This is a genomic window from Amycolatopsis rubida, from assembly GCF_900115345.1.
In the GTDB taxonomy this organism is placed as follows: Bacteria; Actinomycetota; Actinomycetes; order Mycobacteriales; family Pseudonocardiaceae; genus Amycolatopsis; species Amycolatopsis rubida.
This window is the reverse complement of sequence record NZ_FOWC01000014.1, coordinates 12,870-34,851: the sequence shown is the minus strand read 5'-3', so window position 1 is coordinate 34,851 and position 21,982 is coordinate 12,870. Positions and strand designations below refer to the sequence as shown.

Sequence of the window (21,982 nt, the reverse complement as noted above, 5' to 3'; positions counted from 1 at the left end):
ATCGGTTCAGCACGGCGGATCAACCGCGCGGAATGTCGCGGCGGAAACACGTTCGGCTGCTACCGCGCGGTATGGGTTGACGTCTTTTGGTCAGTCCGGAAGCGCGATCGGCGCGAGGTCCGCGAAACGGTCGCCAGGACCGGGATTCGCCGGATCGCTCGCGCCGCCGAAGTGCCGCTGCACGCCCCACACCGCGTTGAGCGCGGTCTGCACCGCGCCCTCGGCCCAGCCCGCGGTCCACGAAATGTCGTCGCCCGCGAGGAACAAACCGCGGTAGCGCTCGGGCAGTGAATCCTGCACGAAGTGGGTGAAAAGCCGGTGCTGGTACCGGTAATGCCCGGGCAGGTTCGCCTTGAACGCGCCCATGAAATGCGGTTCGGCCTCCCACGACACCGTCACCGGGTCGCCCACGATGTGCCGCCGCACGTCGAGCACGGGGTAGATCTCGCGCAGGGACTGCAGCATCACCTCGACGCGGTCGGACACCGAAAGCGGAAGCCACTTCAGCGAATCGTCGGCCCACGTGTAGGACAGGCAGATCACCGCGGGCCGGTCCGGGTCGTCGCCGAGCAGGTAGGTGCCGCGCGGCATCCGGTCGGTCAGCGTCATGCTCATCGTGTCGCGGCCGGTGGCCGGGTCGGCATCGAGCCAGAACGGGCGGTCGACCGGCACGAACACCTTGGAGGAGGCCATGTAGTGGGTGCGCTCGATGGCCGTCCAGTGGTCGATCGGGAAGAGCGCCTCGTCGCATTCGATCTTCGACAGCAGCATCCAGCTCTGCGCGGTGAACACCGCGGCGCCGAACGTGCGGATATGGCCGGAGGCGTCGGTGACGGTGATGTTGTTCGGCGCGGTGCGGTGCAGCCGCGTGACCCCCGGCCGCGGCACGCCGTTTTCGTGCAGGGAAGCCAGATTCGTGCCGGACGGCCAGTGCGCGAGCTTCTCCGGGACGTGCTCCCACAGCCGTTTCGGAAGCTGCCCGCTGCCGCCGACGATGCTGCGGTGCTCGTCGTCCGCGCCGGTATAGACCACCCGGAGGATTTCGAGAATCGAGTTCGGGAAGTCGGTGTCCCAGCCGCCAGTGCCGAATCCGACCTGACCGAAGATCTCTCGATGCTGAAACGAGGAAAACGCCGGGGAATCGCACAGGAATCCGTAGAAGGTCTGGTTGTCGAGCCGGGGCACCAGCTCGTTCCAGATCTTTTTGACCGTCGCGACGTCGCGATTGCGGATCGCGGTCTGCATCTCGGCGAACGAAGCGTGCTCATCGAGCGTGCGCTGCCACGCCTGCGCCACTTCGCCGTACACGCCGGGCAGATCTTCGGGCGTACGCGCGTAATGGCTGCGACCCTTGAGATCGACGACCGTACTCGGCGTGGCGGGCGAAAGCGGGTTCGGGAACGGAGTGGTTTCCAGCCCGGCCTTGGCGATGTAGTGGAACAGCGACGTCGACGACGGCGGGAACCGCATCGCGCCCATCTCGGCGACCACGTCGTCGGGCAGTCCGGGGAAGCGGTGCGTGCGCAGCCGCCCGCCGATGCGGTCGATCTCGTACACGACCGGCCGCAGCCCGAGCTTCATCAGCTCGTAGGCGGCCACGATGCCGGAGAGTCCGCCGCCGATCACCGCGACCTCGGTGCCGTGCGCCTGCTCCGGCACGCTGCCGAGTCCGGCCGGATGCGCGAGGTAGTCGTCGTAGGCGAACGGGAAATCGGGGCCGAACATGGTGATCGGCTGGCCGGCGGGTTCCTCGGCGTGGATCGCGGCGGGAACTGCGGAGGTCATGCCCGGGGTCCTTCGGTGAGAGAGCGGTACAGCGACGGCCGTCGGTCGGCCAGGTAGGGGGTTTCGGCTCGCGCCTGGGCGAGCACAGCGGGGTCGAGTTCGGCGAACAGCAGCTCTTCGTCCGGCCCGGCCTTCGCGACGACTTCGTCCGGCGACGCGACTGTCGAGCGTCCGCAGTAGGTCAGCTCGCCTTCGGTGTCGCAGCGGTTCGCGTACACGACGTACAGCTGGTTTTCGTGGGCACGAACCGGAACGAGCAGGTCGGCGATGCGCTCGTACGGCCGCATCAACGCTGTGGGCACGAGCAGCAGGTCCGTGCCCGCGAGCGCGTGCGCACGGACCAATTCGGGGAACTCGACGTCGTAACAGATCAGCAGACCGGTGCGGAGACCCTTGAAGTCGGCTTGCACCACCGGATCGTCGCCGGGCGAGAACTGGTCGCGGTCGAGGTCGCCGAACAGATGCGTCTTGCGATAGTTCGCGAGCCGTTCCCCTTGCGCGGACAGCAATTGAGCCGAGTTGTACACGGCTTCGCCGTCGCGCTCGGGATAGCCGTAGACCACCGCGAGCTTGTGCTTGGCGGCCAGCGCGCCTATCTCGGCCGCCCGTGGCCCATCCGCCGGTTCAGCCAGCTCCGCGACGGCTTTCGCGCCGATGTGGTAACCGGTCGTGCCCATCTCGGCGGTCACGATCAGCTCGGCACCGCGCTCCGCGGCGGCGGCCATCGCTTCGGGCAGCCGGTCGAACGGACCTTGGTGAACGGCGACGATCATCGGACGACCTCCGCGAGCCGCGAACGACGGACGCTGTAGCCGAAGTAGATGACGAGCCCGACCAGCATCCACGCGCCGAACACGACCCAGGTCGCCCCGTCGAGGCTGAACATCATGTACGCGCAGCAGGCCAGCCCGAGGATCGGCGTGACCGGCGCGAACGGCACCCGGAAGGTGCGCTGCGCCTCGGGGCGGCGTTTGCGCAGGAGCAGCACGGCGACGTTGACCAGCCCGAACGCGAACAGCGTCCCGATGCTGGTGGCGTCGGCGAGCTTGCCGAGCGGGATGAACGCGGAGAGCAGCGCGACGAACCCGGACACCGTGAAGGTGTTGGTGCGCGGCACGCCGGTTTTCGCGTGGACGGTGGACAGCGACTTCGGCACGAGCCCGTCGCGGGACATGGCGAAGAGGATCCGCGTCTGTCCGTAAAGGACGGTCAGCACAACGCTGGAGGTCGCCACGATCGCGCCGATCGCGAGCAGGATCGCCCAGAGCGGGTTGTTCGAGATCGTGGCGAGCACGTGCGACAGCGCGGCTTGCTTGTCGCCGAACTGCTGCCAGGGCAGCGCACCGATCGCCGCGAACGCGACGAGGCAGTAGAGAACGGTCACGATGCCGAGCGACAGCAGAATCGCGCGCGGCAGGTCGCGCTGCGGGTCGCGCGCCTCCTCGCCGGCGGTGGACGCGGCGTCGAACCCGATGTAGGAGAAGAACAACTTCGCTCCGCCCGCGCTGACTCCGGCCATCCCGAGCGGCAGGAACGGGGTGAAGTTCTGCGCCCGGACCGCGGTGAACGCGATGGCGCAGAACAGGATCAGCGTGCCGATCTTCACCACGACCATGATCGCGTTGGCCCGCGCGCTTTCCTTCGCGCCGGCCAGCAACAGCACCATCGCCAGCAGCACCACGACAATGGCCGGAATGTTGACCAGCCCGCCGTCGCCCGGAGGTCCGCTGAGCGCTTCTGGCAACGTGACGCCGAACGCCAGGTGCAGCAGTTCGTTGACGTACTGCCCCCACCCGACCGCGACTGACGCGACGGAGACGCCGTACTCCAGCACCAAGCACCAGCCGCACACCCAGGCGACCAGCTCGCCGAGCGTCGCGTACGCGTAGGAGTACGAGGAGCCGGAGAGCGGGATCATGCCCGCCAGTTCGGCGTAAGAAAGCGCCGAGAACAACGCGGTGATCCCGGCCAGCACGAACGAAACCACGACAGCTGGCCCGGCCACCGGGACCGCCTCGCCGAGCACCACGAAGATCCCGCTGCCCAGGGTGGCCCCGATGCTGAGCATGGTCAGCTGGCTGAGCCCGAGCGACCGCTTGAGCGGACCGTGGTCCGCCTCGGCCACCAGATCGGTGACCGGTTTGCGGCGCAGCACGGCCGTGCCGAGCCTCCCGCGCGCGGAACTGGAGGTGGTGCTCACCGGGCGGCTCCTAGCGATTGATGGTGACGCCGGTTGCGCTCAGGCCGACTTCGAGCCACGGTATCGATCGAAAACTGCCCCGAAAACCGAGATGTGTTGTGGATTGCTGGCGGTGACGCGTGATTCATTGTGCTCTCGGGGTTGGTTTCTGCGGGGTTGCCGCCTGCGGCGGGTGGGCCTGCGGGCCGTTTCTGACTCTAAGTGATCGGGGTGGGGGACTCGTGCTGGCGGGTTTGCTCGCGCAGGTCAGGGCGAGGTAGGTGGGCGGTGAGCACCCGGCCTGGCCGGACGCCGGGCAGGCCGGGTGCCCGTCGCGGCGGCTGCGAGCTGGGCGGGTGTTGGGCGGGGCTGGATGAATGGCGGGGTGGTGCCTGTTGCGGCGGTTGCGGGCTGGGTGGGCGGAGGAGCCGGGGTGTTGGGCGGGGCCGGAGGAATGGTGGGGTGGTGCCTGTTGCGGCGGTTGCGGGCTGGGTGGGCGGAGGAGCCGGGGTGCTGGGCGGGGCCGGAGGAATGGCGGGGTGGTGCCCGTCGCGGCGGTTGCGGGCGGGGCGGATGGAGGAGCCGGGGTGTTGGGCGGGGCCGGAGGAAAGGTGGAGTCGTGCCCGTCGCGGCGGCTGCGGGCGGGGGCGGGCGGAGGAGCCGAGGGTGCCGGGCGAGACGCTTGCGGGTGACCGGGATTGGCCGCGGAGGCGGGCCGGGGAGGAATCGCGGTCAGGTGCGGTGGCTGTGGCGCGGGAGGTTGCCGGGCGGTGAGCCAGGAGAGCGGCGCAGTGTCCCCTCGTCCGCGGCGGGGGGATCTTGGCGGCGCGGAGGGCAGCTGTGCCGGTCGCCTGCCGGGCAGGTCGGCGGTGCGCGGGCACACCCGAGGGGGGTGTGTGCCCGCGCACCCGAGGGGGGTTCAGGAGGCAGGTGCTTCCGGAAGCAGCAACGTGAACGTCGGCGGATCGGGCCGCGACAGGCGCAGCCGGCCGCCCTCGGCTTCGGCCAGGCTTCTTGCCAGGCGGAGGCCGATGCCGTGGCCGTCGGGGGTGTGGTCGGAGAACGGGTCGCGTTCGCCAAGGTCCGGGCCTTCGTCGACGACGTCCACGGCCAGTGCGCCGCCGGCGTCGCGAGCTCGGACGGTGATGGTGCCTTCGCCGTGGTTCACCGCGTTGTCCAGCAGGACAGCCAGCACTTGCCGGACCGCGGGGGCCGACGCGCGTACTGGCGGCGGGTCGGTGATCTCCAGGCGCAGTTCGCGGTGGCCGGGCAGCGTGACGTCGGTCAATTCCGCCAGGAGGGCGGCCAGGTCCAGTTCGTCGCGAGAGGCGCGGCGTTCCCGGGAGAGCGCGAGCAGGTCTTCGACGGTCCGTTCCAGCCGGTCGGCGGCGGTGATTCCGGCGCGCACAGCCGCGTAGGGGTCGCGGCCGGGGGTTTCCAAGGCGGATTCCAGGTGCAGGCGCAGTCCGGCCAGCGGGGTGCGGAGCTGGTGCGAGGCCTCGGCGGAAAAGGCGCGTTCCCGTTCCAAGGTTTCGCCGATGCGGGTCGCGGTGACGTCCAGGGCAGCGCCGACGCGGTCGATTTCCGGGATCGCCGAGCGCCGGGACCGGGCGGAGAAGTCGCCTTCGCCGAGCCGGGTCGCGGTGCCGGCCAGGTCTTCCAGCGGACGGGTCAGCCGGGCGGCGATCCGGCGTGCCACCAGCCAGCTCGCGAGCACCGCGCCGATCGCGCACCCGCCCATCGCCAGCCAGGTGATGCCGACGTGGCGGGTCAGCGCGGACCGGGGGAGGGCCGCGCGCACGATGCCGGTGAGGCGGGCGCCGGTCAGCACCGGGACGGCCAGCACGTCCTCGTCGCCGACTTTGTGGTTCAGCATGTCGCTGCGGGTCACGGCGACTCCGCGCACCACGTCGTCCGCGGTGGGCGGACCTTCTCCGGCGAGAAGGCGGCCCGCCGGGTCGTAGACGCCGACCTCGGCTCCATTGTCGTTGTCCGGGACCTCGAACGGCTGGCCGTCCGCGAGCGCGTCGGAGACCACGACGGCAGCACCGTCGGCGGCCCGCTCCAGCTCGGACGTGGTGTGCGTGCGGAAGTACCACAGCGTTCCGACAGCGAGCGGCAGCCCGAACAGGCTCGTGGCCAGGACTGCCGCGAGGACGGTGAGTGTCACGATCCGGCGGCGCACCCCGTTCAGTCCCCCTCTAGCCGGTATCCGTGCCCGCGCAGGGTGGCGATCCTCGGCGCCTCGTGCGGCGGCTCGGCGGCCGAGGCCAGCTTGCGGCGCAGCGCGGCGATGTGCACGTCGAGCGTTTTGGTGGAGCCGTGCCAGTGCGAATCCCACACGTCGCACATCAGCGTGTCCCGGCTCACCGCCTGCCCCGGCTGGACGGCCAGCCGCGCGAGCAGGTCGAACTCCCGGGCCCGCAGCGCGACCTCCCGGCCGCCGAGGCTGACCCGCCTGCTCGCGATGTCGACCTCCAGCGCGCCGATCCGGACGACCGGCGTCGACGGCGCGGCGGGCGCGCCCCGGCGGAGGTGCGCGCGCACCCTGGCGAGCAGTTCGGCCAGCCGGATGGGCTTGGTGAGGTAGTCGTCGGCCCCGGTCTCCAGCCCGACCACGACGTCCATCTCGTCCGCCCGCGCGGTGAGGATCACCAGCACCGCGCCCGGCAGGGCCGAACGCAGCCGCCGGCACACCTCGACGCCGTCGACGTCCGGGAGGCCAAGGTCCAGCAGCACGAGATCGGCCGCGGTCTCGCGCAGCGCGCTCCGGCCGTCCCGGCACCATCGCACTGTGTGGCCGTGCCCGCGCAGCGCGGCGTCGAGGACGCTGCCGATCGCCGCGTCGTCCTCCACCACCAGTACCTTCGCCACGCGGGAAGCCTAACCGGAGCCGCCCGGCCCCGTCCGCGCGTCCACAGTGGACCCCCAGCGGGACCCGGCCGAGGTCGGGCATAGTGGCTGCATGCTCGGTCTGTACCCGGAACTCGATCCGTACGACCACGGGATGCTGCCGGTCGGCGACGGCAACACGCTGTATTGGGAGGAATGCGGCAATCCCGAGGGCAAACCGGTCGCGTTCCTGCACGGCGGTCCCGGGGGCGGCGCGTCCGCGCGGCACCGGCGGCTGTTCGACCCGGCGCGCTACCGGATCGTGCTCTTCGACCAGCGCGGCTGCGGCCGGAGCACGCCGCACTGCAGCGAACCGGACGTCGACCTGTCGGTGAACACGACCTGGCATCTGGTGTCCGACATGGAGCAGCTGCGCGAGGATCGCGGCATCGACCGCTGGCAGCTGTTCGGCGGCTCGTGGGGCAGCGTGCTCGCGCTCGCCTACGCCGAGACCCATCCGGAGCGGGTGACCGAGCTGATCCTGCGCGGCGTCGCGACGCTCCGGCTCAAGGAAGTGCAGTGGCTCTTCGGCGGGGGCGCGGCGTGCATGTTCCCGGAGGCGTGGTCGCGTTTCCTCGCGCCGGTGCCGTACGCGCGCCGCGGCGGCGACCTGCTGGAGGTGTACCACGAACTGCTGAATCACCCGGACCCGAAGGTGCACGGGCCCGCCGCGCTCGCCTGGAGCCGGTGGGAGGGCGAGACGGTGAAGTTCACCCCGCAGGAAGAGGTGGTGGCCGCGTTCGCCGAGCCGGAGTTCGCGCTCGCGATCGCGCGGATCGAGAACCACTACTTCCGGCACGGCGGCTGGCTCGCCCCGGACCAGCTGATCCGCGGCGCCGGGAAGCTGTCGGGCATCCCGTGCGTTCTGGTGCAGGGCAGGTACGACGCGGTCACTCCCGCCACCACCGCCTGGGAACTCGCGCAGGTGCTGCCGGGCGCCGAGCTGAAGATGATCGGCGACGCCGGGCACGCCTTCGACGAACCGGGCACGCTGCACGAGCTGATCAGCGCGACCGACCGGTTCGCGGCAGGGTGGGAGGACAGGTCCGGGCTGTCGAGCGCGGAAGTCGAACGAAAGGAAATCCGCATGCTGTTCGGTGACGAGCACGTTCGCCGTTACGAGGAGACCGACGGGCAGGTCGGGCACGACTGGCAGGAGGGCGTGCCGACGCTGGTGCTCACCACGAAGGGCCGCAAGACCGGGCAGGACCGCAAGTTCGCCCTGATCTACCAGGAGGACAACGGCAACCCGGTGATCGTCGCCTCGAAGGGCGGCGCGCCGAACCACCCCGGCTGGTACCTGAACTTGCAGGAGAACCCCGAGGTCGGCGTGCAGGTGTGGGCGGACAAGTTCACCGCGCGCGCCCGGACCGCGACCGGCGAGGAACGCGCCCGGCTGTGGGACAAGCTCGCCGCGGTGTGGCCCGCCTACAACGACTATCAGAAGAAGACCGACCGCGAGATCCCCGTGGTGGTGCTCGAACGGGTGTGATTCCCGCCGCGTCCTGAGGTCGCGCGGCGCCCAACCGGAGCGTCTTCCGCTACGAATGACGCTCATGGCGCTGCGCACCCGGACCCGGGACCACTGGACCCCGCTCGAAGGGGAGCTGCTCGGCTTCCGCGGCATGCAGAGGTACGGCAGGCGCTTCGCCCGCTCCGGCCGGGGCGCCTGGTACCACTTCGCGATCGAGGTCGTGTGGCAGCTGCTCGCCCTCACGAGCAGGTTCCGCGTGCGCGGCGCGCGGAACATCCCGGAATCGGGCGGGGTCGTGGTGGCTTCCAACCACCTGTCGAATGCCGACCCGACGACGCTCACCGCCTTCTGCCTCGGCTCCGGCCGGGTGCCGCGGTACCTGGCGAAGGCGAGCCTGTGGAACGCGCCGGTGATCAAGTCGGTGATGCGTTCGGGCAAGCACATCCCGGTCCACCGCGGCGCGCCGACCGCCGCGGGCGCGTACCGCGACGCCGTCGCCGCGGTGCGGGCAGGCGAATGTGTCGCGATCTTCCCGGAGGCCGGGCTCTCCGCGAACCCGGACGGCTGGCCGGGGAAGGGCAAGACCGGCGCGGCGCGCATCGCGCTGGAGACCGGCGTGCCGGTGGTTCCGGTCGCGAATTGGGGCACGCACGAACTGCTGCCCGCCGGCTCGTGGTTCCCGCGCTTCCTGCCGCGGCCGAAGATCGAGTTCGTCGCCGGCGAGCCGGTGGACCTCGGCGACCTGCGCGAGCGCGAGCTGACCAGGGACGTGCTGGAGGAGGCGACGGAGCGGATCATGGCCGCGGTGACGGAGCTGCTGGCCGGGATCCGGGGCGAGCGTCCGCCGGTCTGACCGGCGGACTCCGCGGTACCGGCGGGCGCAGCCGGCACTGTGGACGATCCGGCCGCGCCGGAAAAGGTCGTGGCGCGCTTGCCGCGGAGCACGCGCTGTTTCGCCGGGACCAGCCGCCGGAGGATGCGCCGGGGCAGCGGGCGGGCGGCCCCGGACGGGCGGCGGCCGGGCCGAAAGCGGGCGCCGTCACGCCGCCCCGCGCGGGCGCGGGAGGTAGTTTCAACGGTATGAGCGCAGACTATGACGTGGTGGTCCTCGGGGCCGGAGTCGGTGGGTACGTCGCGGCGATCCGGGCTTCGCAGCTGGGCCTGAGCGTGGCGGTCGTGGAAGAGAAGTACTGGGGCGGGGTGTGCCTCAACGTCGGCTGCATCCCTTCGAAGGCGCTGCTGCGCAACGCCGAGCTGGCGCACACGGTGAAGGAGGAGGCCAAGACCTACGGCATCTCCTCCGACGGGGAGATCCGGTTCGACTACACCGCGGCGTACGAGCGCAGCCGCAAGGTCGCGGACGGGCGCGTCAAGGGCGTGCACTTCCTGATGAAGAAGAACAAGATCACCGAGTACGACGGGCGCGGCACCTTCGTGGACGCCAACACCCTTGAGGTGAACGGCGAGCGCATCACCTTCACCTACGGCATCATCGCCACCGGTGCGACGGCGCGGCTGCTGCCGGGCACCCAGCGCAGCGAGCGCGTGGTCACCTACGAAAAGCAGATCCTCGAAAGCGAGCTGCCGGGCAGCATCGTGATCGCCGGGGCCGGCGCCATCGGCGTCGAGTTCGCCTACGTGCTGCGCAACTACGGCGTGGACGTGACGATCGTCGAATTCCTCGACCGGATGGTGCCGCTCGAGGACGCCGAGGTGTCGGCCGAGCTGGCCAAGCGCTACCGCAAGCTGGGGATCAAGGTGCTGCTGGGCACCAAGGTCGAGGCGATCGACGATTCGGGAGCCAAGGTGCTGGTGACCGTGTCGAAGAACGGCGAGCAGCAGGTGCTCGAAGCCGACAAGGTGTTGCAGGCCATCGGGTTCCGGCCGAACGTCGAGGGCTACGGCCTGGAGAACACCGGCGTCGAGCTGACCGGGCGCGGCGCGATCGCGATCGACGGCCGCGGCCGGACGAACGTGCCGCATCTGTTCGCGATCGGCGACGTGACGGCGAAGCTGATGCTGGCGCACGCGTCGGAGTCGATGGGCATCGTGGCGGCGGAGACGATCGCCGGCGCGGAGACCATGGAACTGGACTTCGTGATGATCCCGCGCGCGACCTACTGCCAGCCGCAGATCGCGAGCTTCGGCTGGACCGAGGAACAGGCGCGCGAGAAGGGCTTTGACGTCCAGGTGTCGAAGTTCCCGTTCACGGCGAACGGCAAGGCGCACGGCCTCGGCGACGCGGCGGGCTTCGTGAAAGTGCTGAGCGACGCGAAGTACGGCGAACTGCTCGGCGCGCACCTCATCGGCCCGGACGTCACGGAGCTGCTGCCGGAGCTGACGCTGGCGCAGCAGTGGGACCTTACGGTGCACGAGGTTTCGCGCAACGTGCACGCGCACCCGACACTGGGCGAGGCGGTCAAGGAAGCGGTACACGGACTGGCCGGTCATATGATCAACTTCTGATTCTTCGACGGTCGCCCTGGCCCGCGGTGGTTGCGCGGGCCAGGGCACTGTCGGTTTCGGGCAAGGAGAACACCAGCTCCGGCCGGGACCACGAGATCTTCGGCGGTCGAGCCGGGACGATCCCGATCCGCCGGGCGCCCATGCGTTCGGAGAACTTCGCCGCGGGCGGATGCGACACCACGCGCACCTCGGACAGTCCGTTTTCCCTTGCCACCCCAAGGATTTGCCGCACAAGCCGGGTACCTAGCCCGGTTCCCTGCGCTTCGTCGGCGACGAACAGCAAGTCCAGCTCGGCATCGGTGAGCGCGGCGAACCCTGCTGGTCCCGAGGGGCCGCGGGCGACCAGAACCTGGTGCTGGCGAAGGTAATCCGGCGTGACGGCGTATCCCTCCAGGATCGAGGCGTACCGGCCTTGATAGGCCGATGAGGCGTGCATGAGGTCGGTGAGCGCGGCGGCGTCGGCAGCGGCCGCGCGGTCGATCTTGAACATGGCAGCCACGGTAACCGGCACCACCGACAAAAACTGATCATCCGGCCCGGCGGGCGGGCAACGCGACGGCGCTGAGCAGACAGAGCACAGCTCCGACCCCCAGGGAGAAGCGCACGCCGAGCACTCCGGCAGCGATCCCGCCGAGGGTGATGAAAATCGGTTTGGCGGTACGGGTTCCGGTCGACCAGGCGGTGAGCGTCCGCGTCAGCACGGCGTCGTCGATCAGCGACAGCCGGTACGCCGAATAGGTCGGGTTGAAGATGCCCGCCACCAGCAACAGCCCGAAGTCCGCGGCGATCAGCAAGACGACCCCGGCCGGCCCGGGAAAGGCGAACGGAGCGGCGAGCAGCCACGGCGTACGCGCGAAACTGTTCCACCGCAAGACTTTCTGCGCGCCGTAACGGGAGCTGAGCGTCGGCGCGAGGCGAGCCCCGAAGAGCCCGCCAAGACAGGGAACACCGAGCACCAGCCCGTATTCCCAAGGCGCGAAGCCGAGTTCCCGCAGCATCAGCACGGTTTGCAGCGGCGTGACCCAAAGAACCGCGCCGCTGAACAACACGGAGTTGAAGAACAACGGCCGCAGCTCAGGACTTCGCAGCAGGAAACGCCATCCGTCGGTGAATCCTCGGCGCCCAGGCCCTGAAGCAACTGCAACCGGTGGCTCCGGTGTCCGCAAACGACGGATTCCGAGCGCGGACAGCAGGAACGAGAAAGCGTCGACGAGCATCGTCGCGGTCGCGCCAAGACCGCTGATCAAAACCCCGCCGAGCGGCGGTCCGGCCGACCAGCAGACCCAGTCGGTGCTTTTGAAGCGGCTCAAGGCGGCAGCCCGCTCGTCCGGTGCGACAAGGGCTTTGAGATGCGCGCCGCTGGCCGCGGAAAAGATGACGGCCGCGGTGGCGACGACGATGTCGACCGCATAGAGCTGCGGCATGGTCAGCACGTGCAGCGCAGCCGCCACTGGCACGCTCGCCAGCGCGGCACAGCGGACCAGGTCTCCGGTGATCATCGCGGGACGCTTCCGGGCGAATTCGACGCGGGGGCCGAGCGGGAAGGCGAGGACCGCGCTGGCGGCAGCCGAGATGGCGGTGATCAGGGAAACCTGCCATGCGGGAGCGTCGAGCACGAGCACCGCGACGAGCCCGAGCGCGCCCGCGCCGACCGTGCTGCCTGCCGTGCTGATCGCGTACGCGGCCCACAGCCGCGCGAAATCCCTCCCCAGGTTCGCCACGAGCGCAGGGTGCCAGCTCCGGTCCGAGGCCGGAAGAGCCCGTTGAAGTCTCACCAGATGGGCCATCCGGGCAGATACCACTTTGGTCGGTGGTCTTAGCCGCGGTCGCTCTTTAGATTCACGTGACCACAGTGGGTGGCCGGGGGCGAGGACAGGAGCTGTCATGAAAAGAACGAGCCGGGTGGCGGGGTATTCGGTACCCCTCGCGGTCGGGGTGGTGCTCGCCGGGAGCGGGGTCGCCGTCGCGCAGCAGTCCGCCGCGGACGTGGCGAACGTGCGCACTGGGACGGGGATCAGTGCGTTGCAGGGGATCAAGAAGACCCTCAGCCCGGCTGAGCAGAAGCAGTCCAGCCAGCTCGTTGTGGAGAAGCGCCTGCGTGCCGACCGCACTCTCGCCGCGCAGCTGCCGGATTACCGCACTGGTTTGCCGGTCACACAGGCCGGAACGGTTGCGGTCGACATCGCCGGCACTGCCGGTGCCGCGATCGCGAAGGCCGTGCGCGCCGCGGGCGGCACCGTTCAGTCCACATCGTCCAATGGCTCGGTTCGCGCCCAGCTGCCGCTCAACGCGGTGGACCGGATCGCGGCGCGCGGCGACGTCCGGCAGGTCCAGCCCGCGACGCAGGCGATGACCTGGAACGAGCCGGACGCGCAGCGCCAGCAGCTGGCCAAGAAGGCCGTCGCCGCCGTGCAGGTGTCCGAAGGGGACAAGACCCACGGCGCCGACACCGCGCGCACGCAATACGGCGTGAACGGCACCGGCGTGAAGGTCTGCGTGCTTTCCGATGGTGTCAATTCGCTGAAGAAGTCGCAGGACGCGGGCGAACTGCCCGCCGTCGACGTGCTGCCCGGCCAGGCAGGCAGCGGCGACGAGGGCACCGCGATGCTGGAGATTGTCCACGACCTCGCCCCGGGCGCGACGCTCGGCTTCGCGACCGCGTTCACCAGCGAGTCCAGCTTCGCGGACAACATCCGCGCGCTGCGCACCACCGGCAAGTGCACGGTGATCGTCGACGACGTGGCGTACTTCGACGAGTCGCCCTTCCAGGACACGCAGGTCGCGCAGGCGGTCAACGACGTGACCGCGGCCGGCGCGCTCTACTTCTCCTCCGCGGGCAACTCCGGCAACCTCACCGATGGCACCAGCGGCTACTACGAGGGCGACTTCCGTTCGTCCGGCACCACGCTGCCGGGGGTCACCGGCACCCCGCACGACTTCGATCCGGGCAGCGGCGTGCAGACGGCCGACCCGCTCTCGCCGGGTTCGCTCGGCAGGCCGGTGACGCTGTTCTGGTCGGACCCGTGGGGGCACTCGACCAGCGACTACGACCTGTTCCTGCTCAACGCTTCCGGCAGCGTCGTCGCGTCCAGTGCCAACCCGCAGAACGGTTCGCAGAACCCGTACGAGAGCCTGACCGTGCCGACGTCCGGCTCCGGTTACCGCGTCGCGGTGGTCAAGTACAACGGCGCGGACCGGTTCTTCGCGCTCAACGTGATCCGCGGCCGGTTCGTCGACTCCGGTTCGCTCAAGGGCTTCAGCACGGCAGGCGTGACCTCGGGCCACTCGGCAGCAGCGGCGGCGTTCTCGGTGGCCGCGGCTCCGGCGGCGACCGCGTTCGGCCGTCCGCTGGAGACCGGTGACCCGGCGAACCCGGCCGGTCCGTACCCGGGTCTGTTCACCTCGGCCAGCAAGTGGGAGCGCTTCACCTCCGACGGCCAGCGGCACCTCTTCTACAACGCCGACGGCACCGAGCTGACCCCGGGCAACGTGTCCTCGACCGGCGGCGCGACCCGTGCGAAGCCGGACCTCACCGCGGCCGACGGGGTGGCCACCTCGGTCACCGGCTTCCAGCCGTTCTACGGCACCTCGGCGGCCGCCCCGCACGCGGCGGCGATCGCGGCGCTGCTGCTGTCCGGCAAACCGTCCGCGACCCCGGCGGAGGTCCGGACGGCGCTGGTGTCGAGCGCGATCGACCTCGGAGCGCCCGGGTTCGACGCGGTGACCGGCAACGGCGTGATCATGGCGGGTCCGGCGCTGGCCGCGCTGGGCGTGCCGAAGAAGTAGCGGTACCGGGAAGGGCGGGTTCCCCGATCGGGGGACCCGCCCTTTTCAGCGTCCGGCGACCAGCAGATGGAACGCCCGCGGCCCGTCGCCGAGCCGGTCGTGGCGGCGCAGTTCGAGCCCCGCGTCCGCGAGCGCTTTCTCGATCTCTTCCGGCGGCCGCAACCGGAAGCCGTGGCTGGTGAACGGCATCTCGCGCATCATCGCGGGATCTCCGATGCCGACGACGAACCGGCCGCCGCCGGTGAGCACCCGCGCGACCTCGGCGAACGCGGGCGCCAGGTCGGGAACGAAGTAGACGGTGTTGACGGTCAGCGCCGCGTCGATCGTTCCGGTGTCCAGCGGAAGCTCGGCCATTCCGGCTTGGTGCAGCACCAGCCGTCCGGCGGCGAGGTTTTTGGGGAACGCCCGCCGCGCCCGGGCCAGCGCCGTTTCGGAGATCTCCGCGCCGTGCACGGTGCCGCCCTCGGTCGAGCGCAGCAGCAGGTCCAGTCCGAGACCGCCGCCGAAACCCAGGTCCAGGGCGGTTTCGCCGCGCCGGATCTCCAGTGCGTCGACCGCTCCGGTGACCGGCCCGCGGTTGACGTTGTTGAGCAGCCGGACAACAGCCTGTCCGGCCCGGCCGCGCGGATGGCCCAGCTGTTTGGCGAAACCGGCGAGCAGAGTGTCACGTGGTCCCATGCACCCAGTGTGCCGCGATATGGCAACGTGCGGGCGAACGGACTTTCGAGGAGGCCGACATGTCGGAGAAGACTGGGCCGGACAAGACTGCTGTGGTCACGGGGGCAGGTTCCGGGCTGGGCCGCCGGATCGCCGGGGCGCTGCTCGGTGCCGGCTACCGGGTCGCGCTCGCCGGACGTCGCGAGGATGCCCTGCGCGAGACGGCCGGTTCCGCCGCGAACGCGCTGGTCGTGCCCACGGACGTCGCCGACCCGGCTTCGGTGGAGGACCTTTTTTCGACCGTGCGCAGCGAGTGGGGCCGGTTGGATCTGCTGGTGAACAACGCCGGAGTGTCGCTCGGCGGCACCGTCGCGGAACTGTCCGTCCAGGACTGGCGGCGCACCGTCGACACGAACCTCACCGGCATGTTCCTGTGCGCGCAGCAGGCCGTGCGGCTGATGCGCGACCAGGATCCCCGTGGCGGCCGGATCATCAACAACGGCTCGATCTCCGCGCACGCGCCCCGCCCGGCGAGCGTCGCCTACACCGCCACCAAACACGCCGTCACCGGTCTCACCCGGTCGATCTCGCTCGACGGCCGTGCCTGGAATGTCGCGTGCGGACAGATCGACATCGGCAACGCGGCCACCGAGATGACCGAGCGGATGGCCGCGGGCATCCCGCAGGCCGACGGACGGCTGCTGGCCGAGCCGACCTTCGACGCGGGCCACGTCGCCGACGCGGTTCTTTACATGGCGGGATTGCCGCTGGAAGCCAACGTCCAGTTCCTCACCATCACCGCCACCACGATGCCGTTCATCGGCCGGGGATGACGTGGTCGCGGCGCAACTCGTCGAACAGCCGGTAGAACATCTGCTCAGTGTCCACGTAGGAGTGGAAACCGGCGCGGCGTGACTTCGACGTGTCCGCGAACATGTCGTAGTCCCACGAGAACACGAAGTCGCCGAAGGCCCACGAAGAGACGTCGGCGTACGAAGCAGCGAGGCCGTGCTTCGCCGCCATCTCGGTCCACAGTGGTTCTTTGTCGGCCATCACTGTCGTCAGCGGCAACTGCAACGGCGAAGCGACTTCGAGGTCGAAGTACGCCGCCAGCTTCGGCCACAGCTCTCGCCAGCGGAAGAGGTCACCGTTGGCGATGTTGAACGCTTCGTTCTGACTGGAGGTCGCCGCCCACACCGTGCCCTCGGCGAGCAACTGCGCGTCGGTCATCTCCAGCAGGCTGTCGTACGCGCCGAGCTTGCCGGGAAAGCGCAGCGGCAGGCCGAGTTCCTTCGAGATCGAGGCGTAGACCGCGATCACGAGCGCGAGGTTCATCGGGTTGCCGAGCGTCGTCCCGCCGACCACCGACGGCCGGATCGCCGACCACGACCAGCCCCCGGCCGCGGCTCGGCGTTGGAGGAACTTCTGCTGGACGGCATTGAATTCCGGCGGCATGTGCTGTCCGGCGTCGGTCTCGCGGGCGGGAGTTTTGAACGGGCCGAGGTGCGCGCCGTAGACCTTGTAGCCCTGCATCAGGCTGACGTGTTCCAGCGGGCCTTCGTCGAGGCCGTTCACCAGGTTCTCCAGCATCGCGGCGTTCGGCGCCACCAGTTCGGCCCACGTCGGCCGGTCCTGGTAGGCCGCGTAGAACAGATGCGTCGCGCCGACGCCGGCCAGCGCCGCCCGGGTGCCCGCCGGGTCGAGCAGGTCGACGGCGAGGCTGCCCGACCCGCCGCGACGAGAGAGCCCGAGCACCTCCCAGCCGTCGAGAGTTCGCAGGTGAGAGATGAGTTTCCGGCCGATGATCCCGTTGGCCCCGGCCACGAGGGCCACGCGTGTGCTGCTCATGTCTTCGATCCTGACCGTGCTCGGTCGATGAGTCCAAGGCTTACTTATCACCGCTTCGATAAACTGGATTTATGGCAAGCCTGCGGCAGCTTGAGTACCTGGTCACGGTGGTCGACACCGGTTCGTTCACCCGGGCCGCCGAGCAGTTGCACGTGACGCAGCCCGCGCTGTCGCATCAGATGCGGGCGCTGGAACACAGCGTCGGCGGGCCGTTGCTGGAGCGGCTGCCGCGTTCAGTCCGGCTCACGCCGATGGGCCGCGCGATGCTGCCGCACGCCCGCGCCGCGCTCGCCGACGCCGAACGTGCCCGGTGCGCCGCGCGGCAGGCTTCTGGCCAGGTCGCTGGAGAGCTGCTGATCGCGACCGTCTACTCAGTGAGTCTCGGCGTGCTTCCACCCGCGCTCCGGGTGTGGCGGCGCGAGCGGCCGGACGTCGACGTGCGGCTTTTCGAATACCGTCACGCCGACGAACTGCGCGACGCGATGCTGGCCGGTGAAGCGGACCTCGCGATCGGTCCGCGTCCGGCCGGGTGGACTGGCCCGGTGCGGACGCTGGGTACTGAGGAGTTTGTGGTGGTGCTCCCGGCCGACGGTGCTACGGAGTCCACTTCGGACGGTACTGTCGACCTGGCCGAGCTTGCCGACTGCGCGTGGGTGCACTACGCGCCTGGCCACGGCTTGGCCGAACTTCTCGATGCTGCTTGCGCAGAAGCGGGATTCCGTCCGCGGCCCGCGGTACGCACGGAGCAGACCGCGGCCGCACCATTGCTCGCGGCCGCCGGATTGGGGCCCGCGCTGGTTCCCGCGAACGTGCTGCCCGCGGAGTTCATCGGCCGGATTTTGCTTCCGGGCAAGCCGATCCGTCGCGAGCTGGTCGCGTACGGCCGCAGCGAACCGGACCCGTTGACGGCGGTGTTCGGCGAAGTGCTGGCGCGACACGCGCGGGTTTAGTCACGCAGCCGCGTCAGGTCGATTCCGGCGAACGGCGTCGTCACGGTGTCGTGGACCCGGGCGGACCAGACGGCGTGGCCGTGTCCCGTCCACAGTGGAATGGCCGGAAGATCGCGCAAGGCCTCGTTCTCCGCGATCCGGAACAGCTGCGCGGCTTCCTCCGGTGACGCGGTGGTTTCGGCGGAATTGAGGTCGGCGGCGAACCCGGCATCGGTGTAACCAGCGGCGTCCGCGAGCGCGTGGAGAAGGTCGGCCGGGCTCGGCGACACGGCCTTGACCTCCAGCGCGGCCGGTCCGCTCGGCTTGCCGCCGATGGCTTTTCGCTGTGCGGTAACCGGAATTCCCAGGCTCTTCGACAGGCCCCCGGCCAAGGCTTGCGGCCAGGTGCCGTCGAAGCTGTCGTAGTAGACGGCCGCGTCGCCGGTGAATCCCGCTTGCTCCAGCAGGGATTTGGCGGCCGGACCGTCGAATGTGCAGGGACGGCAGTTCCCGGACCGCTCGCCGGGCGCGACCGCGGGCGGCAGCAATCCCTTGGCCGCGTCCGCCTGGTGCGCGAGCGGGCCGGACTCCAGCGCGGCACGGTCGGTGCCGAGCGCGAAGGCGTGTCGCACCGTGGGATCGGCGAATCGTGTTGCCTCGGCGGAAAACACCAGGTAGCCGGCGCGGGGGAGCGCCCACATTGTGTGCCGGTCGGCGAAATCGGCGTGCATCGCCTCGTGCCGCTCGCCCGGGACGGACGTGGCGACGTCGAGTTTGCCGTCCTTGACCTCGTCGTACTGCTCCGCCGGGTTGCCGACGCGCAGCTCGATTTTCTTGGCCCGCCCCGGATCCGCCGCGACCCGGACGAGCTTGCCGCCGGAGCCGGACTGCCAGTCGCCCTCCAGTCGCAGCGGGCCGTTGCCGATCGGATGGCGGGCGAATCCGTTCCAGTCGCGCGATTTCAGCACCGACGCGGGCAGCGGCACGAGCCCGGGCGCGGACAGCCAGGCCGGCACCTGATTCGACGGCCGGTCGAGCACGATCCGCAGCTGCTTCGCGTCGACTGCGGTTATTTCCTTGGCTCGCAGGGACTTCGTGAGCACCGGTGTGCTGGCCCAGTGGTGGCCCGCGATCGCCTTCCAGGTGTCCACATAGGACTTCGCGGTGACCGGAGTGCCGTCGTGGAATTTCCCGGGCCGCAGCCGGACGGTCCAGGTCACCCGGTCCGCGCTGGTGATCGACTCGGCCGCGCGCGGGGTGACTTTTCCGCTGGCCGGATCGTAATCGGCGAGCGGAGTCCACAACGCGCCGGTGACGAGCCGCCCGGACGGATCGGTGACGTCGGCGGGCAGCAGCGTGCCGGGTTCGCCGAGGCCGACCGACAGGACGCCGGGCTGAGCGGGTTCGGCCGAGGACGAACAGCCGGGAAGACCGGCCGCGACGACGGCGGCGAGCGTGAGCGGGACCAGCAGACGCGATCGCATGCTGTCTTACTACCAGGTGGAAAGCAACGAAAGGCGGTTGTGTCCGGTTAGGGACCGCCATAAAGTACTCCCGTCACACTGGGTCTCCAGGAGGTTTCGCGTGCGCCGTTGGTGGATCCGCTCCGGACTGGCGATCGCGACCGCGGCGGCGACCCTCCTCGCCACCGGATTGCCCGCCGCGGCCTGCGAGGACGACAAGCCGGTCACCGAAGCGAAGCACAGCCTCGGCGATCCGGGCGCGATCAAGGGCGTGCGGCCGGTCGGCAACGTGCCCGACGCGCAAGGAGCCATTTCGGCGAACTTCCTCAGCTACGGCACACGCGACGTGATGGTCGTGTCCGGCCAGTTCGGCCTGAAGGTGTACGACCTCACGGCCAATCCGGCCAAGCCGCGCGCGATCGGCGAGCTGAGCCTGCCCGGGCTGTGGGAAACCGAGGACACCGAGGTCGACGCGAACCGCAAGCTCGTGTTCCTTTCCCGGGACCCGCGCGCGTTCAAGGGCAACACGCACACCGGCGAATCCGGCATCTACGTGGTCGACGTGGCGCATCCGGAGAAACCGGAGATCCTCAGCTACGTCAAGGTCCCGGCCGGCCACACCACCAGCTGTGTCGAGGGCTGCCGCTACCTCTGGACCGGCGGCCCGGCGAAGGCCGACGACCAGCCCGCGGACTGGGGCGGCAGGCCGATCTGGGTCACCGACGTGCGCGACCCGCGCGCCCCGAAGGTGCACCCGGACCCGATCGAACTCGCCCGCAATGACGGCAAAACCGATTACGTGCATGACGTTCAGGTGGACAAGAAGGGCGTCGCGTGGGTGTCCGGCGCGGGTGGCGTGCGCGGGTACTGGACGTCCGGCCTCCACCGCGACCCGGTGCAGAACCGCTACCGCTGGGCCACGGCGCTCAACCCGGTGCCGTACGCGGGCGGCGGAGTGTCGGAAACCGCCGCACCGTCGAAGTTCATGCACAACAGCTTCCACCCGGTCGGCCCCCGCGACGACGGCGCCTGGCGCGGGCACGACCTCGTGTACGCCACCGAGGAAAGCTTCCTCCCCGGCTGCGCGGGCGACGGCGTGCTGACGATCTCGGCACTGGACGGCTCGTACCAGGGCGAAGGCTGGCGGTCCACGCCGGAGAAGCCGTTCCGGATGCGCAGCATCGGCACCTGGAGCGTCGCCGGGCAGGAAGGCAGCGACCCGGTGTCCGACGACTGCTCGGCGCACTACTTCGACCTGCGCGGGCACGTGCTGGTGCAGTCGTTTTACGCGCAGGGCACGCGATTCCTGGACGTGAGCGACCCGTCGAACCCGACGCAGATCGCGTACTTCCGTCCGGCGGACGCGGCTTCGTGGGCACCGTACTGGCACGACGGGTACGCGTATGTGGCGGACAACAAGCGGGGGATCGACATTCTGAAGCTCACTCCTTAGCGGCCGGCGAGTTCGCGGAGGCTGGCCCGCCAGTTCCACCGGGCGCAACGCAGCCGTACAGCCCGGAAACCGCCCCGCCGACCGGATACCGGACAGCCAGCCCGTCCAGCAGTGCCTGCAGCCCGATCTCGAACAGATGGTCCAGATCGAGGTCGTATCCCTCGGCAAGATCCCGCACCATCCGCGCCAGCACCGGATACCGTCCCGACCCCGTCAGCGCCGCATACCCCCGCGCCTGTGTCTCCATCCACTGATCCTCGGTGATCCCGGTCGCCCCCATCGCGTGCCGTTCGCGTTCCAGATGGATCGCGGTGCCCTGGATGTGGTTGTAGCACAGCACATTCAAATCGCACAGGTCAGCCGCGTTCAGTCCGAAGACCGACAACGCGGCCAGCGCGCGTTCGTTGTGCGCCGCGAGGTTCGGCAGCGGCCAGGGCCGGGTGAGCGGGACGAGATGGGCAAGCCACGGATGCCGCCGGTGCACTGACCACAGCGTGCGCGCCACCAGCTCCAACCGCGCCCGCCACCCCTCCGGTTCCCGCGCCGGGTAACCGGTTTCGCCGTAGACAGTGTCCGCCATCAGGAAAATCAGTTCGTCCTTTCCGGACAGATAGCGGTACGGCGCCATCGCCGGAACGCCCAGCCGCGCGGCGAGTCCGCGCATCGACAGCGCCGCGACGCCTTCCGTGTCGGCGATCGCGATTGCCGCACGTATCAACCGATCCCGGGTCAACACCGGACGCTTCGACTCAGCCTCCGCCTGCTGACCAGCGACGACATGGCCTGACCGCGGTTCAGCGCGGACCACGCCTTCGCGGCGCAACACGTCGAGCGCCTTGGCCGCGGTGGCATTCGCGACACCATGCGTCGAAGCCAGCTGACGCGTCGAAGGCACCTTCGCGCCCGGCGGCAGCTGCGAGATCTCTTCGCGCAGCGCGGCGGCGACGCGGAGGTACGGCGGTTCGGTCGGCATCGAGGTCCTGTCTGTACTAGGTCAGCGGGTCATCTGTACTAGGTCAGTTTTGGCAGCAGAGTCCAGGTCACGGCAGG

General features: G+C 69.9%; 18 protein-coding genes and 1 pseudogene. 8 read left to right on the top strand and 11 right to left on the bottom strand.

Going from position 1 to position 21,982, the window contains the following annotated elements; all coding sequences use genetic code 11:
• Positions 1-90 precede the first annotated feature (90 nt).
• From BM362_RS36310 to BM362_RS36290, 5 genes are all read right to left on the bottom strand, one after another.
• A complete protein-coding gene (locus BM362_RS36310) occupies positions 91-1,785 on the bottom strand; it encodes a flavin monoamine oxidase family protein (protein WP_093576223.1) in 1,695 nt (564 codons plus the stop codon).
• The gene (locus tag BM362_RS36305; protein ID WP_093576222.1) at positions 1,782-2,558 is read right to left on the bottom strand and encodes a carbon-nitrogen hydrolase family protein; all 777 of its coding nucleotides are present in this window, start codon (positions 2,556-2,558) and stop codon (positions 1,782-1,784) included. Before BM362_RS36305 ends, BM362_RS36310 begins: the two co-directional genes overlap by 4 nt.
• On the bottom strand, positions 2,555-3,985 hold the full coding sequence (locus BM362_RS36300) for an amino acid permease (protein ID WP_244287400.1): 1,431 nt from the start codon (positions 3,983-3,985) through the stop codon (positions 2,555-2,557). The genes BM362_RS36305 and BM362_RS36300 overlap by 4 nt, the downstream gene beginning before the upstream one ends.
• Before the next feature lie 898 nt (positions 3,986-4,883).
• Entirely contained in the window at positions 4,884-6,149 is a 1,266-nt protein-coding gene (locus BM362_RS36295; RefSeq protein ID WP_093576221.1) for a sensor histidine kinase, read from the bottom strand.
• Positions 6,150-6,154: 5 nt separating this feature from the next.
• Entirely contained in the window at positions 6,155-6,838 is a 684-nt protein-coding gene (locus BM362_RS36290; RefSeq protein WP_093576220.1) for a response regulator transcription factor, read from the bottom strand.
• Between the two features lie 91 nt (positions 6,839-6,929).
• Here BM362_RS36290 and pip point away from each other — a divergent pair.
• From pip to lpdA, 4 genes and pseudogenes are all read left to right on the top strand, one after another.
• Positions 6,930-7,868, top strand: a pseudogene (gene pip, locus BM362_RS36285) (prolyl aminopeptidase); the annotation flags it as partial.
• 75 nt (positions 7,869-7,943) lie between these two features.
• Positions 7,944-8,348 (top strand): nitroreductase family deazaflavin-dependent oxidoreductase, encoded by a 405-nt coding sequence (locus BM362_RS50820; RefSeq protein WP_425285755.1) that lies wholly within the window; start codon positions 7,944-7,946, stop codon positions 8,346-8,348.
• Between the two features lie 55 nt (positions 8,349-8,403).
• Complete coding sequence (locus BM362_RS36280) at positions 8,404-9,183, top strand: lysophospholipid acyltransferase family protein (RefSeq protein WP_093576219.1); 780 nt, start codon at positions 8,404-8,406, stop codon at positions 9,181-9,183.
• A 227-nt stretch (positions 9,184-9,410) separates the two neighbouring features.
• Entirely contained in the window at positions 9,411-10,796 is a 1,386-nt protein-coding gene (gene lpdA, locus BM362_RS36275; protein WP_067582894.1) for a dihydrolipoyl dehydrogenase, read from the top strand.
• Here lpdA and BM362_RS36270 read toward each other — a convergent pair.
• Positions 10,786-11,286, bottom strand: a complete 501-nt coding sequence (locus BM362_RS36270) for a GNAT family N-acetyltransferase (protein ID WP_093576329.1) — start codon at positions 11,284-11,286, stop codon at positions 10,786-10,788. The genes lpdA and BM362_RS36270 overlap by 11 nt on opposite strands.
• 37 nt (positions 11,287-11,323) lie before the next feature.
• Complete coding sequence (locus BM362_RS36265; RefSeq protein WP_244287399.1) at positions 11,324-12,517, bottom strand: MFS transporter; 1,194 nt, start codon at positions 12,515-12,517, stop codon at positions 11,324-11,326.
• Positions 12,518-12,680: 163 nt separating this feature from the next.
• Here BM362_RS36265 and BM362_RS36260 point away from each other — a divergent pair, with 163 nt between their 5' ends.
• Positions 12,681-14,582 carry a S8 family peptidase gene (locus BM362_RS36260; protein WP_067582900.1) on the top strand — a complete coding sequence of 634 codons (1,902 nt, stop codon included), beginning with the start codon at positions 12,681-12,683 and terminating at the stop codon, positions 14,580-14,582.
• A gap of 45 nt (positions 14,583-14,627) precedes the next feature.
• Here BM362_RS36260 and BM362_RS36255 read toward each other — a convergent pair whose 3' ends face one another.
• Positions 14,628-15,260: a class I SAM-dependent methyltransferase gene (locus BM362_RS36255; protein ID WP_067582903.1), complete on the bottom strand. Its 633-nt coding sequence runs from the start codon at positions 15,258-15,260 to the stop codon at positions 14,628-14,630.
• 59 nt (positions 15,261-15,319) lie between these two features.
• On the opposite strand from BM362_RS36255, the gene BM362_RS36250 reads away from it, so the two are divergent.
• The gene (locus tag BM362_RS36250; RefSeq protein ID WP_093576217.1) at positions 15,320-16,072 is read left to right on the top strand and encodes an SDR family oxidoreductase; all 753 of its coding nucleotides are present in this window, start codon (positions 15,320-15,322) and stop codon (positions 16,070-16,072) included.
• On the opposite strand, the gene BM362_RS36245 is transcribed toward BM362_RS36250, so the two are convergent.
• Positions 16,056-17,087, bottom strand: coding sequence for an SDR family oxidoreductase (locus BM362_RS36245; protein ID WP_093576216.1), 1,032 nt, complete (start codon positions 17,085-17,087; stop codon positions 16,056-16,058). The two genes, BM362_RS36250 and BM362_RS36245, sit on opposite strands and share 17 nt — an antisense overlap.
• A gap of 71 nt (positions 17,088-17,158) precedes the next feature.
• Here BM362_RS36245 and BM362_RS36240 point away from each other — a divergent pair, with 71 nt between their 5' ends.
• The gene (locus BM362_RS36240) at positions 17,159-18,037 is read left to right on the top strand and encodes a LysR family transcriptional regulator (RefSeq protein WP_093576215.1); all 879 of its coding nucleotides are present in this window, start codon (positions 17,159-17,161) and stop codon (positions 18,035-18,037) included.
• Here the strand turns inward: BM362_RS36240 and BM362_RS36235 are convergent.
• Positions 18,034-19,500: a peptide ABC transporter substrate-binding protein gene (locus BM362_RS36235; protein WP_093576214.1), complete on the bottom strand. Its 1,467-nt coding sequence runs from the start codon at positions 19,498-19,500 to the stop codon at positions 18,034-18,036. The two genes, BM362_RS36240 and BM362_RS36235, sit on opposite strands and share 4 nt — an antisense overlap.
• 100 nt (positions 19,501-19,600) lie before the next feature.
• Here BM362_RS36235 and BM362_RS36230 point away from each other — a divergent pair, with 100 nt between their 5' ends.
• Complete coding sequence (locus BM362_RS36230; RefSeq protein ID WP_067582916.1) at positions 19,601-20,932, top strand: LVIVD repeat-containing protein; 1,332 nt, start codon at positions 19,601-19,603, stop codon at positions 20,930-20,932.
• On the opposite strand, the gene BM362_RS36225 is transcribed toward BM362_RS36230, so the two are convergent.
• Positions 20,922-21,905, bottom strand: a complete 984-nt coding sequence (locus BM362_RS36225) for a TetR/AcrR family transcriptional regulator C-terminal domain-containing protein (protein ID WP_244287398.1) — start codon at positions 21,903-21,905, stop codon at positions 20,922-20,924. The genes BM362_RS36230 and BM362_RS36225 overlap by 11 nt on opposite strands.
• Positions 21,906-21,982 lie beyond the last annotated feature (77 nt).

Excerpts from the sequence above, each read along its gene's own strand:
- BM362_RS50820 (WP_425285755.1), top strand. The coding sequence starts at position 7,944 with ATGCTGTTCGGTGACGAGCACGTTCGCCGTTACGAGGAGACCGACGGG.
- BM362_RS36280 (WP_093576219.1), top strand. The coding sequence starts at position 8,404 with ATGACGCTCATGGCGCTGCGCACCCGGACCCGGGACCACTGGACCCCG.
- BM362_RS36310 (WP_093576223.1), bottom strand. The coding sequence starts at position 1,785 with ATGACCTCCGCAGTTCCCGCCGCGATCCACGCCGAGGAACCCGCCGGC.
- BM362_RS36260 (WP_067582900.1), top strand. The coding sequence starts at position 12,681 with ATGAAAAGAACGAGCCGGGTGGCGGGGTATTCGGTACCCCTCGCGGTC.
- BM362_RS36255 (WP_067582903.1), bottom strand. The coding sequence starts at position 15,260 with ATGGGACCACGTGACACTCTGCTCGCCGGTTTCGCCAAACAGCTGGGC.
- lpdA (WP_067582894.1), top strand. The coding sequence starts at position 9,411 with ATGAGCGCAGACTATGACGTGGTGGTCCTCGGGGCCGGAGTCGGTGGG.
- BM362_RS36270 (WP_093576329.1), bottom strand. The coding sequence starts at position 11,286 with ATGTTCAAGATCGACCGCGCGGCCGCTGCCGACGCCGCCGCGCTCACC.
- BM362_RS36225 (WP_244287398.1), bottom strand. The coding sequence starts at position 21,905 with ATGCCGACCGAACCGCCGTACCTCCGCGTCGCCGCCGCGCTGCGCGAA.
- BM362_RS36305 (WP_093576222.1), bottom strand. The coding sequence starts at position 2,558 with ATGATCGTCGCCGTTCACCAAGGTCCGTTCGACCGGCTGCCCGAAGCG.
- BM362_RS36250 (WP_093576217.1), top strand. The coding sequence starts at position 15,320 with ATGTCGGAGAAGACTGGGCCGGACAAGACTGCTGTGGTCACGGGGGCA.
- BM362_RS36235 (WP_093576214.1), bottom strand. The coding sequence starts at position 19,500 with ATGCGATCGCGTCTGCTGGTCCCGCTCACGCTCGCCGCCGTCGTCGCG.
- BM362_RS36245 (WP_093576216.1), bottom strand. The coding sequence starts at position 17,087 with ATGAGCAGCACACGCGTGGCCCTCGTGGCCGGGGCCAACGGGATCATC.
- BM362_RS36240 (WP_093576215.1), top strand. The coding sequence starts at position 17,159 with ATGGCAAGCCTGCGGCAGCTTGAGTACCTGGTCACGGTGGTCGACACC.